This window comes from Pseudonocardia sp. ICBG601, from assembly GCF_020496245.1.
On the sequence record NZ_JAHLJA010000028.1, the window covers coordinates 1 to 14,613 of the forward strand.

Here is a 14,613-nt window from a genome sequence, read left to right on the forward strand (position 1 = left end):
GGTGGGTATGTGGCGAGGTGGTCGAGGGCGCCGGATTGGTCGAGGCAATGTAGGTCGTGTCGGGAGCCTGGGGTCGGGTCGGAGATCCACGACAGCTGCCCTTCCAGGGTGGCTGCGACCTGGACGACGACGCCGGTGGTGCGATGCTTGCCCGACCACAGACCTGGTACGGCGGTCCATGACCAGCAGGGCAGCAGGGTTCCGTCGATGATGTACTGCCGATCGGCACGAAGCTCCTCCGCAGTCGGAACTACACTCCGCAGCGCCTGCGCCAGCAACGGTGTCACCCCCGCGATCGCTCGACTGACCGTCGACTGCGACACCCCGTAGGTTTCCGCCAACTCCCACTGCACACGATTCCCGCGCAGATACGCCAACGTGATCACCACCGACCAGAACAATCCCAGAATCGGCGGCCAAGGCCGTCGCAGGCCAGTCGCGTTCCGCTGATCCTGCTCATGCACCAGAGCGGCAAGATCCTGAATCTCATCACGCCGAAAGCCAGTGGTATAGTACATACTGCGACAGCCCATTCATCTCGGATTGATTCGACAAACCAATCTTCGCGATGGACGGGCTGTCGCCCAACCCGACACGCCGGGCTAGATCGTTATTTCACGGGCCCTGAATAAGCCTCCATGTCTCCACCTCGGTCGGATCAGACGCAAGGGAATTCTCGACGACGGCAGCCAGCCGACCCCACTCGACCTTGAGTCGACCTAGGGAGTCTCTCCCTTCCTCTGTCAGAGCGTGTTTGGAAATTCTAGTGGGTTGAGGGTGTCGTGTGTTTCTGCTGGCGGGTGGCGGGGTATCCACGGGCGATGCGGCGGGTGATGGTGTTGATCGCGGCCCAGCGGATCATGGCTTCGGATGTGGTGGGGTGGCGTTCGTAGTCTCGGGCCAGGCGTCGGTGTGCGGTGAGCCAGGCCAGGGTCCGTTCGACCACCCACCTTCGTGGGAGGACGGTGAATCCGCGCTGCTCGGGTGGCTTGCGGATGATCTCGATCGTTGTCTGCAGGATCGTGGCGGCCCAGTCGAGCAGTCGCCCGGCGGAGCCGGCGTCGGCGTAGACGAACCGCACCCTGGTGCGCAGGTAGAGGTTGAGCAGGATCGGCTTGGCGCCGTCGCGGTCCTGTACCGAGGCCGAGCACACCATCGTGGTCAGCAGCAGACCGAGGGTGTCGGTCACGATGAACCGTTTCCGTCCGCCTGTCTTCTTCCCGGCGTCGTAGCCGCGGGAGTCCTGGCCGACGGTGTCGGCGCCCTTGACCGACTGGGAATCGATGATCCCCGCACTCGGCTCCGGATCACGGCCCTCGGCGATACGTAACTGCCCCCGCACGACCGGGAGGATCTTCTCGGTGACCTTCTGCTGTTCCCACTGGTTGAAGTACCAGTAGACGGTCTGCCAGGGCGGGAAGTCCACCGGCAACGCCCGCCAGGCACACCCGGTCCGCACGACATACAAGATCGCGTCCAGCACGTCCCGACGAGCATGAGCAACAGGCCGCCCCCGCCGCGCGAGCGGCGGTAACAACGGCTCGATCACCACCCACTGGGCATCACTGGTGTCCGAGGGGTACCGGCGCGGTCGTTCCTGCATGCCGACCACGATGGAGCACCCCAGCCGTGTCGACCATCCCGACACACCCACCATTTCCAAACACGCTCTCAGGAAGAACACTTTCCGCGCAGGACCGCTTCCGTCGTGCTCCCATCGGAACCCCAATCTGCCGAGTTCCTGCTGGCGCGCCAGAAGCGGGTAAAGAGTGCTCCCCGTGACGTTCTCGAGACCCTCCTCGTGAAGGATCTGACGTAAGGCGTAGCCGTGGGCTTCACCCCGAGCCAGCGCCGCGAGGACCACGATCGGCAGGACGGCCCGCGTCCAGTCCGTCGGCAGCCCCGGTGAGTCCATACATAGATCGTGTCACGTACTAGGTCGTCTGCCAACTGGACCATGTGCAGGGCGCCTGCCATCAGTGCAGTCGGCGCCTCAGCTCCTCGTGGGCAGAGAGCAATGCGGTCCGACCGGCTGCGGACGACTTGTACCTGCCGCCCTACGTCGGGCCTCACAGTGAGCGTCCGGAAAGAGCGTGTCGGGGCGGCCCGGGACTTCTAGGGTGTGGAGCACGTGACCGGGACGCGGTCTCTGCCCACCGGACGCCGCCCATGGTGTCGGCTCCGCGGTCGGCACCGATCCTGCGAGAGGCCACGGCGCACATGGACAAGACCTTCGCCATCATCCTCGCGGTGACCTTCCTGTTCACCGGCCTGCCGATGGCCACCGCCCGTCCGTCGTCGGTCGAGCAGGGCCGCCACCTCGGCTTCTCCCCGAACAGCTTCCGGCTAGTGGGCGTGGTGCAGGTCGTGGGCGCGGTGGCGCTCGCGATCGGCGTCTTCTGGGAACCGCTGGCCGTCGCCGCGGCGATCGGATTCGCCCTCATGATGGTCGGCGCGATCATCGCCCACGTCCGGGCCGGTGACCCCGCCGCGAAGGTCGCCCCGGCGGCGTTCTTCGGCTTGGCGTCGATCGCGACCGCCGTCCTCTTCATCCTCTGAAGAACCCCGCTGCGAGGCCCCTGAGATCGCTGCTACCGACGGCGGAACGCATGACGCCGGCTTCACCCGACCTGCCGGCGGCTGTTGACCTCACGTCACGTCGAGGTGTCACGGTCGGTCCGACCAGAACCCAGGACGTGAGAGGCAGATATGCCGAGGTCAGACTCTGCAGTCCACCGTGAACCTGCACCTCAGGCGGTTCTCGACCTTCTGTCCCGCTACGAGACTGCCTTCAACGCGAACGATCCCGACACCATGGCCTCGCTGTTCACGGAGGACTGCACGTTCGTGAGCTTCGGTGGGGCCGTGGTACTGGGCCGCCGCGACCTGCATCGGGCGCAATCCCAGGTCTTCGCGGCGGGAGGCCCACTGGAGTCGATCGAGGTCACCTACAGCCCGGAGCATGCGACGTTGCTCGGTGCTGATCACGCAGTGGTACACGCGCGCCAACGCACCATGACTCCGAACGGGGAAATCCTCAGCGACGACCCGATGGAAGCGGTGTTCACCCTCGTCATGGCGCGGACGGACACGGGGTGGCGAATTCGGACGGGTCAGAACACCCCCGTCAGTTAGGCGGCGTTCGCACCCATCTCCGTCGCGGACAACACCCGCCGCTCCCGTTGTCCGGCCGGGACAGCGTGCCGAGGCGGGGCCCGGCCCTACCGTGGGTCGTGCCGACGCCGGCGTCGGCGACCCGCTTGAGAGGAGACGGCTCCATGTCGGACGCACGACGGCCCGGTGGGGCCCTCGGGATGATCGAGACCAAGGGACTGGTCGGCGCGATCGAGGCCGCAGACGCGATGGTGAAGGCGGCCAACGTGGAGGTGGAGGGCTACCGCACCCTGCGCAACGGGCAGGTGTCGGTCCTCGTCCGGGGCGACGTAGGTGCCGTGAACGCGGCGATCGCCGCCGGGACGGCCGCAGCCTCCCGGGTCGGCGAGCTCTACAGCAGCCACGTCATCCCTCGCCCGCACGGCGAGACCGAGGGGATCATCGGCGAGTCGGTGCAGACCACCCGCTCTGCCTGACCGCTCCCCGGCCGCGGGCCCGGTCCGAGGTCGGGTGCTCGTCGCTCCGGGCCCTCGGTGACCCGGGCCTTCAGCGACGGGTACCGGGCTCGTCCGCCCCGTCGTCGTTGCGGGTCACCTGCAGCAGCCGCAGCGCGAAGTCCGCCCGCATCCGGTCCTCGTGCCGTCCCAGATCCAGCCCGGTCAGCGTCCGGATCCGCTCCAACCGGTAACGCAGGGTCTTGTGGTGGACGAACAACCGGTCCGCGGCCAGCTTCTGCGAGCAGTCCGCGTCGAAGAACGCGCGCAGCGTGCGGATCAGCGACCCGTCGTTGTCCCGGTCGTAGGCGAGCAGCGGCCCGGTCACCTCGTCGACGAAGGTCTGCAGGTCCGGGTCGTCACCGGAGCCGAGCAGCAGCCGCACGATGCCCAGCTCCTCGTACAGGAACACGTCCTGCCCGCCGAAGCGCTTGGCCACCGACAACGCGGTGCGCGCCTCGTTCAGCGCGCTCGGCAGGTCGACGGCCTCGTGGTACTCGCGGCTGACACCCCAACGCAGGCGCAGCTCCGGGAGCTCGGAGTGCACGGCACCCGAGAAATCGGTGACCAGGTTCTTCGCCCCCGGGCGGTCCAGGTCCGCGGCCACGGCCACCAGCAGGTCGCCGCGCAGGCTGGCCAACGCCAGACCGCGGCCGTGCAGGGTGCGGACGATCCGCAGCACCTTCCGGCGGACGCGGTCGACCTCCGAGGTGTCCCAGCCGTGCTGGGCGGCGAGGTGCTCGATGTTCTCGATCCGGCCGTGCAGCACCCGCAACCCGCCGGACAGGCTGATGCCGAGGTGCTGGGCACGGGTCCGGGCCGCCAGCCGGTGCTCGACCGACCCCTGGAGCAGGTCCCACAGCACCTGCTCCGTGGCCTCGGCACGGGCCCGACCGACGGCCCGCTCCCGCATCAGCGCCAGCGAGCAGGCCATCGCCACCTGCCCGGCGACGGCCGCCACCAGATCCTGCGACGGCCCGCAGCGGGCGAGCACGACCTGCCCGACCTGGTCACCGTCGGCGTACACGGGACGTGACAAGAGCCGCGGGTCCCGCACGGGCGCCGGCCCGCCGTCCCCCGGGCGGGCGGCGAGGACATCGGGGAGCTGGGACACGAGGTCACGGGCACGGTGCCCGGCCACGCGGACACCGTCGGGTCCGTACACCGCGACCTCGCACGCCAGTTCGGTCGCGACGGTCCGGGTGACGGCCGGCAGGCCACCCCCGCCGACGACGAGACGCAGCAGCTCCTGTTGCAGGCCGGACGCCCGGTCGAGCAGCGCGTGCTGGTTCTGCAGGGCGTCGTGCGCCCGGGTCAGCTCGGCCGTGGCGGCCACCTGCTCGTCGTGCAGGCGGGCGTTGTCGATCGCGATCGTGGCGAAGTCGGCCAATGTGACCATTCGGCGCATGTCGCGGTCGGTGAACACCGACCGCCGCCGCCGCCACACCTCGAGGACCCCGAGGAACTCGCCCTGCAGCTGCAGCGGGACGGCCAGGGCGGACCGGGTCTCCTCCCTCTCGGCGAGGGAGTTGAAGTCGTCGCTGATCGTCTCGTCGTCGAGGTAAGAGTCGATCTTGGCCGGCTCCCCGGTGAGGAACACCAGTCCGGCGACGCCCTGCCCTCGACGCATCTCCAGCCGTGCGGTCCGGCTGGCCCGGTTGCCGACGCAGGCCCGCATGCGGACCACGTCGTCCTCACGGAGCATGACCCCGCAGATGTCGGAGTCGAGCAGGCGCAGCGTCTGCTCCGCGATCGTGAGCAGGACCTGGTCGAGGTCGCGGACCGACAGCAGCCGCCGCGACACCTCACGGACCGCATCGGCCTCGACCGTCGCGGCGGACACCTCGTCGTCGGCCCGGGCCCCGGCCAGCAGCAGCGACATCCAGACCCGCGCCTGCCGGAGCCGTTCGACCGGCTCCGGCCCCAGCCGCAGCTCGGGGTCCCAGCACAGCCCGGCGGTCCCGTCCGCGCCGACGACCCGGCCCGGCTGCGGGCCGGTGTCGGACGGCCCTCCCCGCGGCAGCCCCGCCACCCCGACCCCGGACCCGGCGAGGACCTGCCAGCGGCCGTCGCGCCAGGCGGCGACGGTCACGGCGGTCCCGGTGCGCAGGGTCGCGGCGTCGGCGAGCTGCTCGGCCGCCACCTCCGGGGAGGCAGGCAGCGTGCCGAGGAGCCGGGCCAGCGGGTCGGGACCCACGTCGGCCCCGGTGGACGTCCCGGACCGGTCGAGTGTCGTCATCGCCACCCCCACCGGTCAGAACGTGATCAGCGACTTCAGCGTACGTCGCTCGCCCATCCGCTGATAGGCGTCCGGGGCCTCGGCCAGTGCCACCGTCTCCCCACCAGGACGGCGGGATCGACTGCGCCACAACGGACGAGCGCCAGCAGCTGGTCACCGTCACGCATCAGGTCACCGATCGCGAACCGCATTGTCAGCTCGTCGGCGAACGCCCGGCCGCGGGCAGCTCCCAGGCTCCGGCGTGCACCCCGACCGAGACCACCGTGCCGCGGCGGCGCACCAGATCGAACGCCGCGTCGAGGCCGCGCGGGCCGCCGATCGCGTCCACGACGACGTCGGCACCCCGGCCGTCGGTCAGCCGCGCCGCGGTGGCGGCGGCGTCCTCGGGTGCCACCGCGACCGACCCCTCCCGGGTCGCGACCGCACGCCGGGCGTCGACCGGCTCGACGAGCAGCACCGCTCCGGCACCGGCCGCCTGGGCCGCCAGCGCCGTCAGCTGCCCGACCGGTCCGCCGCCGATCACCGCGACCGTGTCGCCGGGCAGCGGCTCGGCCCGCCGCACCGCGGCGTACCCGGTGGCGAGGGTGTCGCCGAGGAACACCGCGGCGTCGACGGGGACGCCGTCGGGCACGGTGCACAGCACGGTGTCGGCGTACGGGACCCGGACCAGCTCCGCCTGGGTACCGACGAGCGGGGGCCCGAACGCGCTGCCGGTGCCGAAGAACCGGCGCTGTGTGCACTCCCAGTGGTCCCCGCGCCGGCACCACCAGCAGGCACCGCAGGCGGTGAAATCGGCGCCGACGACGAGGTCCCCGACCCGGTGGGCGTGCACCGACGGGCCGGTCTCGACGATCCGGCCGACGAACTCGTGGCCGAGCACGGTCCCGGCGGGCAGGCCGTCGTCGTGGGCGACGAGGTGCAGATCGGTTCCGCAGACCGCGGCCCGTACGACCTCGACGATCGCGTCGGTCGGCGCCTCGATCCGGGGATCCGGGACCCCGGTGACGCGGACCGCGCCGTCCCCGGCATAGGTCACCGCGCGCACGACGTCACGCGGCTTCGGCGAGATCGGCGAGACGCTCCCGGATCCGGGCCGCGGCCTCGGCCAGCGCCTCCAGCTCGGCGGGCCGCAGGTCGACCGTGACGATCTCGCGCAACCCGCCGCGGCCCAGCCGTGCGGGGAGCCCGACGTAGACGCCCCGGATGCCGTAGCTGCCGTCGGCGAGCACCGCCGCGGGCATGATCTCCCCCGAGTCGGCGGCCATGGCGAGCACCATCCGGGCCGCGGACATCCCGGGGGCCATGAACGCGCTGCCCTTCTTCAGCAGCCCGACGACCTCACCACCGGACCCGCGGGCGCGGTTCACGATCGCGTCGAGCTCGGCGGGCGGGATCGCCGAGGTCAGCGCCCGTCCGTCCGCAGTGGCCCGGGACAGCGGGATCACCATCTCCTCGCCGTGGCTGCCCAGCGCGAGCGCGTCGATCCGGTCGGCGCGGGCGACCCCGGTGAGCGCGGCGAGCGCCTGGAACCGGGCCGTGTCGAGCACCCCGGCCATGCCGAGGACCCGGTCGGAGGGGAACCCCGACGCCGTCCAGGCGTGCTGGGTCATCTCGTCGAGCGGGTTGGTGACGACGACGACCACCGCCTGCGGGGAGGTGGCGGCGACCCGCTTCGCGACGTCGCCAACGATCGCGGCGTTGGTGCTGATCAGGTCCGACCGGCTCATCCCGGGCGTACGGGGGCGCCCCGCGGTGATGATCACATAGTCGGCCGTCCCGGCCTCCTCCACCGTGCCGACGCCGCGGATCCGGGTGTCGAATCCGGAGAGCGCGGCGGTGTGGGTGAGGTCGAGCGCGACGCCCGCCGCCCGGCCCGCGTCGATGTCGACCAGCACGACCTCGGCGAAGACGTCGGCGGCGGCGAGACGCATCGCGGCGATCATGCCGACGTTGCCCGCCCCGACCACGGCCACCCGTCCGGTACGGGTGGCGTCCCGGCTCGCGGCGGCACCCGGCCGGACGGCGGCGGGCAGCGGCGCACCCCGCCGGTGGAGCGCACCCGAGGGCGGGCGCACCGGGGGCGGCGCGGATCCGGTGAGCTGGGCGACGGCGGCCGCCGACGGGACCGCCCCGACCGCCGACGGCGCCGGGGTCACGGGGTGCGGCGCGGGCGGCGGCACCGAGGCGATCGGCCGGGGTGGCGGGGGCGCGCCCCCGCCGCGTGCGGCCGCCGGGGACGTCGTGGTGGCGGAGAAACGGGCGGCGTCCGCGGGTGCAGGTCCGGGCGCGGCCGTGGGGGCGGGGCCGGACACGATCTCCACCCCGAGCTCGCGCGCACGTTCCCGGGCGAGCGGGGTGACGATGTCACGGGCCGTGACCCGCAGCACCCCGCCCACGGCGGCGTCGACCTGCGCGGCCCCGATGACGCTCATCGCCGGTCCTCCCGACCGTGGATGTCCTCCAGCGCGGCGACGGCGGCGTCGCGGGCCGCCTGCACGGCACTCTCGGTGCCGGACAGGAACATCCGGCCGAACCGGCCGACCGCGCGCAGCTCGATGACGGTGATGTCGGCGGCCTTCTCCGCCTCGTTCGCCGCGACCGAGATGTAGGCGGCGGGCGCCACCTCCATCACGAACAAGCTCTGGCCCGGCATCAGCATCGAGCCCTTGCGCCACTTGTTGAGCAGCTGTGCCTGGTAGGGGTGCACATTGGTGATGAACTGGGTGGAGGCGATGGTCGGCTTGATCCGGTCGGCCTCGGTCATCCCGAGCTCGTCGAGGATGGCCTGGCCGGAGGCGAGCACCTCGGCCTGCTCCTCGGAGTGGATCTCCAGCAGCCCGAACTCGCGCTCGATGATCTGCAGGGCGGGCCGGACCCCGGCGGCCTTGAGCGCGATGTCGGCGGCCCGGAACACCTCGTTGCCGGGGGCCATCTCGATGTAGAGCTCGGCCATGCCGGCCAGCGGGACGTCACCGGGACTGGTCGCGGCGATGTGTGCGGCGCACTGCGGCTGCATCCGGTCGACGAAGGCGTAGGTGCGCAGGGTCGGGGTGGCGTTCATGCCAGGTCCCCCGCCAGTGCGATGCCGACCGGGGTGATGAGCAGGGCGTGCGGGTAGGTCACGACGGTTCGCTCCAGGTACGTGGCCAGCACGTCGCGCGCGCCGGCGATCATGAGTGCGCCGCCTGCGATGTGCAGCGGCAGGTCCTCGGCCCCCACGGTCAGCGCGCGGACGTTCTCCGCGATGCGCTGCAGCCCGGGGACCAGCAGGGGGAAGGCTTCGTCCGGGTGGGCCCGCTTGTACGGTTCGGCCTCCTCGACGGCGATGCCCAGGCCCCCGGCCAGCATCAGGTCGAGGTGGTGTCCCCCGCCGGGGCGGTCGTCGAGCGCGACGAGTGCGCCGTCGCGGTAGACCCCGACCCCGGTCGAGCCGCCGCCCACGTCGACGACGACGCCGTCACCGATCCCGAGCGTGCGCTGCGCGGCCGCGACCTCGTCGACGAGGTCGACCCGGTCGAACCCGGCGGTCTCGCAGACGTAGCTGCACGCCTTCGCCTCCGCGGCCGGGACGCACGGCGGGTGGGCCGTGGCGACCGGCACCCCGGCACCCAGCTCCACGCCGAGGCCCACCTCGGCCCGTTCGCGCAGCCGGCGGACGGTCGCGGTGGCACGGGCGAAGTCGACGACGACGCCGTCGGCCAGCGCGCCCGACGGGTACGCGTCGACCCAGACCGGGCGTTCGGTGCCGTCCGGGGCGACCGCGAGGACGACGAGCACACAGCTGGCCGTTCCGAGGTCGACCCCGGCCCGCACCGACACCGCCGCGGCCAGCGCGGCGATCGCGGAGTCGTCCGGGGCGCCGTCGCAGGCCACCGTCTCGGCGGTGGCGGCCGCCGAGGCGAGCAGTTCCTCCGGCGTCCGGCGCGCCTCGGCGGTGCGCGCCGGACGCCGGCGTCCCGTGCGGCGGGGTGCGGTCGCGGTCGGCATCTGCTACAGCTCCACCGGGTCGTAGACGGTCCGCCACGGACGCACCTCGTGGGCGATCCGCTTGATGTTGATCAGGTGCAGCGGCGTCACGTTGTCCGAGCAGATCGAGCCGCTCCAGCTGCCGGTGCCGAGCTGGAAGGACGGGTCGACGTCGGTGGAGTAGCCCATCCCGCCGAACAGCGCCGGTGTGTTGATCACGATCCGGCCCGCGGGCAGGGCCCCGAACGGGGCGATCTCCTCCGGGTCCGAGGCGTGCACGGCCGCGGTGTGGCCCTCGCCGTCGAGCGCCAGGATCTCGCGGCAGCGCCGCCACCCGGCGTCGCGGTCGGCGGCGCGGTAGACCGACAGGACCGGACCGAGGATCTCCCGCGAGAGCGGGGTGTCCACGCCGACCGAGGTCAGCTCGCAGGCCAGCACCCGGGTGGACGACGGCACGGTGAACCCGGACAGCTCGGCCAGCTTCGCCGCGGTCTGCCCGACCGAGGCCGGCCGCATCGCCCCGCGCTCGTCGAACAGCACCCTCGCCAGCGCCGCCTGCTGGGGGGCGTTCATCCAGTAGGCACCGCGCTCCTCGAACGCCGTCAGGAAGGCCGGGGCGACGGCGTCGACGACGACCACGGACTGCTCGGCCACGCAGGCCGTCCCGTTGTCGAACGACTTCGAGGTGATGATCATCTCGGCGGCCTCGGCCGGGTCGGCGACGCTCGCCCCGACATAGGCGGGCACGTTGCCCGCGCCGACGGCGATCGTCGGTTTGCCGCTGGAATAGGCCGCGCGCACCATGCCCGGCCCGCCGGTCGCCATGACCAGCGCGATCTCCTCACGCCGCATGAGCTCCGCGGTCGCGGGCAGGGTGGGGTTCTCGATGCAGGAGACCAGGCCCTCCGGTGCGCCGGCCTCGACGGCGGCCTCGGCCATGATCTGCACCGCGCGCAGCGTGCACCGCGCGGCCCGCGGATGCGGTGCGTGCACGATCGCGTTGCCGGACTTCACCGCGGCCAGGCACTTGAACAGCGCGGTCGAGGTGGGGTTGGTGACCGGGATGATCCCGGCGATGACACCCATCGGGGAGCCGACCGCGGTGACCCGGGCCTCGTCGTCGACCCAGAGCACGCCGACCGCGCGGCGCTCCAGCATCCACTTGGCGACGAAACCGGTGTTGTAGCGGTTCTTGTAGATCTTGTGCTCGTAGACGCCGTAGCCGGTCTCGTCCACGGCGAGCCGGGCCAGCTCCTCGGCGGCCCTCGTCCCGGCACGGGCCATCGCGCGGACGTAGTGGTCGAGGGTCTCCTGGTCGGCGCCCTCCAGCGCGTCGAACGCGGCCCGGGCGGCCCGGGCCTTGGCCCGGACGTCGGCGAGCCCGGCCAGGTCGGCGTCGAGCCGGTCGGCAGGCACTGTCGCGGTCATCTCCACACCTCCGTTTCTCCGTGGGCGGACACGCCCGTCTCCCGCCGCGCGTCATGCGCGGCGGTGCGGGCACACCCGGCCGAGGTGGTCGATCAGCCCTTGGGACGGGTGAGGACGGCGAGGATGGACTCGGTCTCGTCGTGCGGGCGCGGGATGACGTGCACCGAGACGACCTCGCCTGCCTTGCCCGCGGCCACGGCACCGGCGTCGGTGGCGGCCTTCACGGCGCCGACGTCGCCGCGGACCATGATCGTGACGAGGCCGCCGCCGATCTCGCGGTGCCCGAGGACCTGCACGTTGGCGGCCTTGACCATCGCGTCGGCCGCCTCGATCGCGCCGACCAGTCCCTTGGTCTCGATGAGTCCCAGTGCGCCGCGCAGGGCGGGGGCGGCCGGGGTTCCCGTCGTCGGAGCCATGTCTTCCTCCTGATGCCGATGTGCTGCGGGCGGTGCCGGTACGGCGGCCGCCGTCATGTCTTCTGGTAGGTCACGCTGCCCACGTGGACGACGGTGTCGGCGATGCCGACGACCGCGCGGTCGGTGGGGACGTCGGGGCCGGCCGCGACCCGGGCGGCGCCGCCGGAGCAGACGATGACGATCTCCCCGACGCCCGCCCCGACGGTGTCGACCGCGACGTGGACCGGCCCGCCGTCGCGTTCCGGGTCGTCGGCCGCCGCGTCCTGCACGAGCAGGAGGGTGAACCGCTCGAGCCCGGGGCCCTTGATCGTCGAGACGACCTGGCCCAGCACCTTGGCGAGCTGCATGCCCGGGCCACCTCCGTCGGTAGAAGTCGGTGACCTCGACGTGAGCCGGACCACCGTTGACGGGGACAGTAGGACCGGCAGGATCCACACGGCCTTATCCGCTCCGGACAACGTCCCCGCCGGTCGTTGTCCTTCGACGCCGTGGCCGGGGACGGGACGGCACGGGAGCGTGCATGAGCCAGACCACTCCCCGGTCCGCCGGGGCCCGCGCGCCAGGAGGTTCATCGGTGATCCGCCCCGAGGACGCACAGTTCCACCCCCCGACCAGCGACGACCCGCTCTGGGCCGAGACCAACTACTTCGGTCTCTACGCAGGCCAGGACACCGACCGGCCCATGAACATCGGCATCTATGGTCTGTTCCGGGAACCACTGGGCGTCGTCGGATCCACCGTGTCGGTGAACAGCCGGCGGGTGCGGGCGCCCTGGGAGGCCGACTACTGGGACGCCTGGGAGCACCTGGTCGTCCCGCAGCCGTCGAACCTGCTCGACTACGAGCTGGCGAACGGGCTGAAGGTCGTCGCGACCGACCCGAACCGAATCTGGGACGTCTCCTACTCCGACCCGGCCGCGGACCTGGAGATCCGGTTCCGCTACACCGCCCTGCACGACGCCTACGACATCAACGACCCGGACATGGACCCGCTCGCCGCAGGCAAGGACATGGCCAAGACCTGGGGCCACGCCTACGCCGGACACTTCGACCAGTCCGGGCACTACGAGGGCGAGATCCGGCTGCGCGGGGTCACCACCCCGATCGACTGCGTGTCCACGATGGACCACAGCTGGGGGGTGCGCGCCGAGCGCCAGACCTCGCGACTGAGCTGGATGCACGCCCACGCCGGCCCGGACCTGGTCGTGCACGGGTTGTTCGACTTCTCGACCGAGAACGGACCCGACGGCGGGTCCCCGCTGCGGCTGACCCACGGCTACGTCGTCGAGAACGGCGAGCTGCGCGGCCTGACGGCGAGCTGCGCGGCCTGACGGCGGGCAGCGGGGTGACCACGCGGTCGCACCTCTACCCCGAGCAGATCTCGATCAGCGTCACCGACACCGCCGACAAGGTGTGGAACGCCGAGGGGCACGCGCTCACCACCTTCCCGTGGCAGTCCCAGCCCGGTGTCGTCGGGCACAACGCGCTGCTGCGCTGGGACCTCGACGGCCGGACCGCCTACGGCGAGTGCATGGACTTCGTCGGGATGGGCGAGCTGGGCGCGGTCTACGACAAGGTCCACAACCGGAAGTGAGGGCTCGGCCGTGAGCTCCACCCGCCCGTCACGTCCCGTCGAGGCCGTGCTGTTCGACCTCGACGGGACCCTGGTCCAGACACGCATCGCGTCCTGGACCGTCTTCTCGGCGATCAACGACCGGTTCTCGCTCGGCGTCGACAGCCCGGAGCAGTACTTCGACCTGTTCCGGGGCAACGTCTACGACTCGATCGCCCGGCTCTGCCGGGACGACGCGCACGCCACGGCGGTGAAGGACGCGTTCCTGACCCTGCTGCGCGAGGAGTACGACCCGCCGCTGGTGCCGGGCGTGGCCGACGTCGTCCGTCGGCTGGCCGGACACTGCACCCTCGCCGTCATGTCGTCGAACGCGATGCAGGTCATGCGGCGGGTGCTCACCGGCAACGACCTTGCCTACTGCTTCGCCCACGTGTTCGGCGGCGACGTCACCCCGGACAAGCGGACGGCGATGCGCACGTTCCTCGCCGACTCCGCGAACTCCTACGGTCGCCGCTGCGCCGCCGACTACGACGAGGTCGGGCACCGCCAGGCGCCCGACCTGGCGAGCACCGTGCTGGTCACCGACACCGCGGGCGACGTCCGCGACGCCGTCGAGGTCGGCATCCGCGCGGTCGGCGTGGCCTGGGGCATGCACACCCCCGAGGAACTGCTCTCCGCCGGTGCGGAATTCGTGGCGCTGTGGCCGCAGGAGATCACCGCCCACCTGCTCGGTGACGCCGCCTCGGCGCCACCGAGCGGGGCCTGCGCGGTGCCCCCGGACGGGACGACGCCCGCGTGCGCGGTCCCGGACGTCCCGGCCGGGGACGACTGCGGGTGCGGCTGCGGCGGGGACCCCGCGCGGAAGGCCGCCGGGATCCGGCGGGAGCGCCGTCGCGCGGCGGCCGCCGCCCTCACCCGGATCGACCCCACCGCTCTCGACCCCGCCGCTCTCGATCCCGCCGAGGCCGGGGCTTCTCCCGAACCACGTGGTGCGGCATCGCGAAGAGAGATGCTCGACGCCGTCCGGAGGGTGATGCGCGGATGACGGCCCGTCCCCACCCGCCGCACGAGCACTCGCTGTCGTTCTGCCGGGAGCACCTGTCGTCGTCGGCATCACCGTTGACGACCGTGGTCCGGATGGTGTCGGCGCTCGCCGGACGTCCGATCCTGCTGCTGCTGCGGCTGCTGGGCGTCGAGGACGACGAGCACGGCGGCGCGTCCGGCCGGGCCGAGCGCCGCGAGATCGGTGAGCCGGAGCTCCGTCGGCTCCGGGAGGGCCTGCTGGTGCGCATCGACAGGTGACCCGTGCGGCACGACCTGCACAGGCCCTCTCCGGATGCCGGGGAGGGCCTGTGCGTCGCCGGGAGCCTCCGGCTCGAGGGGA

At 72.1% G+C, this 14,613-nt stretch carries 16 protein-coding genes and 2 pseudogenes; 7 read left to right on the forward strand and 11 right to left on the reverse strand.

The annotated features are described in order from the left end of the window. From KPL57_RS10190 to KPL57_RS71950, 3 genes and pseudogenes are all read right to left on the reverse strand, one after another. The coding region (locus KPL57_RS10190) for a transposase family protein (protein WP_226351397.1) at positions 1 to 518 on the reverse strand (518 nt) is incomplete at its 3' end. Between the two features lie 229 nt (positions 519 to 747). After that, a pseudogene (locus KPL57_RS10195) lies at positions 748 to 1,657 on the reverse strand (IS5 family transposase); the annotation flags it as partial. Positions 1,658 to 1,684: 27 nt separating this feature from the next. Next, positions 1,685 to 1,915: pseudogene (locus tag KPL57_RS71950) on the reverse strand (PadR family transcriptional regulator); the annotation flags it as partial. A gap of 254 nt (positions 1,916 to 2,169) precedes the next feature. Between KPL57_RS71950 and KPL57_RS10205 the strand changes: the two are divergent. The 3 genes from KPL57_RS10205 to KPL57_RS10215 all read left to right on the forward strand — a co-directional run bounded on the left by KPL57_RS10205 (position 2,170) and on the right by KPL57_RS10215 (position 3,590). Continuing rightward, positions 2,170 to 2,559, forward strand: a complete 390-nt coding sequence (locus KPL57_RS10205) for a DoxX family protein (protein ID WP_226351398.1) — start codon at positions 2,170 to 2,172, stop codon at positions 2,557 to 2,559. Between the two features lie 150 nt (positions 2,560 to 2,709). After that, on the forward strand, positions 2,710 to 3,135 hold the full coding sequence (locus KPL57_RS10210; protein ID WP_226351399.1) for an SgcJ/EcaC family oxidoreductase: 426 nt from the start codon (positions 2,710 to 2,712) through the stop codon (positions 3,133 to 3,135). Positions 3,136 to 3,278: 143 nt separating this feature from the next. Continuing rightward, entirely contained in the window at positions 3,279 to 3,590 is a 312-nt protein-coding gene (locus KPL57_RS10215) for a BMC domain-containing protein (protein ID WP_226351400.1), read from the forward strand. Between the two features lie 70 nt (positions 3,591 to 3,660). On the opposite strand, the gene KPL57_RS10220 is transcribed toward KPL57_RS10215, so the two are convergent. The 8 genes from KPL57_RS10220 to KPL57_RS10255 all read right to left on the reverse strand — a co-directional run bounded on the left by KPL57_RS10220 (position 3,661) and on the right by KPL57_RS10255 (position 12,004). Continuing rightward, positions 3,661 to 5,847 carry a helix-turn-helix domain-containing protein gene (locus tag KPL57_RS10220; protein ID WP_226351401.1) on the reverse strand — a complete coding sequence of 729 codons (2,187 nt, stop codon included), beginning with the start codon at positions 5,845 to 5,847 and terminating at the stop codon, positions 3,661 to 3,663. A gap of 193 nt (positions 5,848 to 6,040) precedes the next feature. After that, entirely contained in the window at positions 6,041 to 6,883 is an 843-nt protein-coding gene (locus KPL57_RS10225; RefSeq protein WP_226351402.1) for an alcohol dehydrogenase catalytic domain-containing protein, read from the reverse strand. Between the two features lie 13 nt (positions 6,884 to 6,896). Next, complete coding sequence (locus KPL57_RS10230) at positions 6,897 to 8,279, reverse strand: malate dehydrogenase (protein WP_226351403.1); 1,383 nt, start codon at positions 8,277 to 8,279, stop codon at positions 6,897 to 6,899. Continuing rightward, positions 8,276 to 8,908: a BMC domain-containing protein gene (locus KPL57_RS10235; RefSeq protein WP_226351404.1), complete on the reverse strand. Its 633-nt coding sequence runs from the start codon at positions 8,906 to 8,908 to the stop codon at positions 8,276 to 8,278. The genes KPL57_RS10230 and KPL57_RS10235 overlap by 4 nt, the downstream gene beginning before the upstream one ends. Continuing rightward, a complete protein-coding gene (eutJ, locus tag KPL57_RS10240) occupies positions 8,905 to 9,834 on the reverse strand; it encodes an ethanolamine utilization protein EutJ (RefSeq protein ID WP_226351405.1) in 930 nt (309 codons plus the stop codon). Before eutJ ends, KPL57_RS10235 begins: the two co-directional genes overlap by 4 nt. A 3-nt stretch (positions 9,835 to 9,837) precedes the next feature. Next, on the reverse strand, positions 9,838 to 11,241 hold the full coding sequence (locus tag KPL57_RS10245; protein WP_226351406.1) for an aldehyde dehydrogenase family protein: 1,404 nt from the start codon (positions 11,239 to 11,241) through the stop codon (positions 9,838 to 9,840). 92 nt (positions 11,242 to 11,333) lie between these two features. Beyond that, positions 11,334 to 11,657: a BMC domain-containing protein gene (locus KPL57_RS10250; RefSeq protein ID WP_226351407.1), complete on the reverse strand. Its 324-nt coding sequence runs from the start codon at positions 11,655 to 11,657 to the stop codon at positions 11,334 to 11,336. 53 nt (positions 11,658 to 11,710) lie between these two features. Next, complete coding sequence (locus KPL57_RS10255) at positions 11,711 to 12,004, reverse strand: EutN/CcmL family microcompartment protein (protein ID WP_226351408.1); 294 nt, start codon at positions 12,002 to 12,004, stop codon at positions 11,711 to 11,713. Between the two features lie 173 nt (positions 12,005 to 12,177). Here KPL57_RS10255 and KPL57_RS10260 point away from each other — a divergent pair, with 173 nt between their 5' ends. The 4 genes from KPL57_RS10260 to KPL57_RS10275 are packed head-to-tail and all read left to right on the forward strand — an operon-like array spanning position 12,178 to position 14,531. Continuing rightward, positions 12,178 to 12,987, forward strand: coding sequence for a hypothetical protein (locus tag KPL57_RS10260; protein WP_226351409.1), 810 nt, complete (start codon positions 12,178 to 12,180; stop codon positions 12,985 to 12,987). 14 nt (positions 12,988 to 13,001) lie between these two features. Continuing rightward, the gene (locus KPL57_RS10265; RefSeq protein WP_226351410.1) at positions 13,002 to 13,250 is read left to right on the forward strand and encodes a hypothetical protein; all 249 of its coding nucleotides are present in this window, start codon (positions 13,002 to 13,004) and stop codon (positions 13,248 to 13,250) included. Between the two features lie 10 nt (positions 13,251 to 13,260). Continuing rightward, positions 13,261 to 14,274 (forward strand): HAD family hydrolase, encoded by a 1,014-nt coding sequence (locus KPL57_RS10270; protein WP_226351411.1) that lies wholly within the window; start codon positions 13,261 to 13,263, stop codon positions 14,272 to 14,274. Further along, a complete protein-coding gene (locus KPL57_RS10275; RefSeq protein ID WP_226351412.1) occupies positions 14,271 to 14,531 on the forward strand; it encodes a hypothetical protein in 261 nt (86 codons plus the stop codon). Before KPL57_RS10270 ends, KPL57_RS10275 begins: the two co-directional genes overlap by 4 nt. Positions 14,532 to 14,613: the final 82 nt, after the last annotated feature.

Bases quoted from the DNA above. Each gene is read 5' to 3' on its own strand.
- KPL57_RS10235 (WP_226351404.1), bottom strand. From the start codon at position 8,908: ATGAACGCCACCCCGACCCTGCGCACCTACGCCTTCGTCGACCGGATG.
- KPL57_RS10220 (WP_226351401.1), bottom strand. From the start codon at position 5,847: ATGACGACACTCGACCGGTCCGGGACGTCCACCGGGGCCGACGTGGGT.
- KPL57_RS10255 (WP_226351408.1), bottom strand. From the start codon at position 12,004: ATGCAGCTCGCCAAGGTGCTGGGCCAGGTCGTCTCGACGATCAAGGGC.
- KPL57_RS10275 (WP_226351412.1), top strand. From the start codon at position 14,271: ATGACGGCCCGTCCCCACCCGCCGCACGAGCACTCGCTGTCGTTCTGC.
- eutJ (WP_226351405.1), bottom strand. From the start codon at position 9,834: ATGCCGACCGCGACCGCACCCCGCCGCACGGGACGCCGGCGTCCGGCG.
- KPL57_RS10210 (WP_226351399.1), top strand. From the start codon at position 2,710: ATGCCGAGGTCAGACTCTGCAGTCCACCGTGAACCTGCACCTCAGGCG.
- KPL57_RS10260 (WP_226351409.1), top strand. From the start codon at position 12,178: ATGAGCCAGACCACTCCCCGGTCCGCCGGGGCCCGCGCGCCAGGAGGT.
- KPL57_RS10250 (WP_226351407.1), bottom strand. From the start codon at position 11,657: ATGGCTCCGACGACGGGAACCCCGGCCGCCCCCGCCCTGCGCGGCGCA.
- KPL57_RS10215 (WP_226351400.1), top strand. From the start codon at position 3,279: ATGTCGGACGCACGACGGCCCGGTGGGGCCCTCGGGATGATCGAGACC.
- KPL57_RS10245 (WP_226351406.1), bottom strand. From the start codon at position 11,241: ATGACCGCGACAGTGCCTGCCGACCGGCTCGACGCCGACCTGGCCGGG.
- KPL57_RS10230 (WP_226351403.1), bottom strand. From the start codon at position 8,279: ATGAGCGTCATCGGGGCCGCGCAGGTCGACGCCGCCGTGGGCGGGGTG.
- KPL57_RS10205 (WP_226351398.1), top strand. From the start codon at position 2,170: ATGGTGTCGGCTCCGCGGTCGGCACCGATCCTGCGAGAGGCCACGGCG.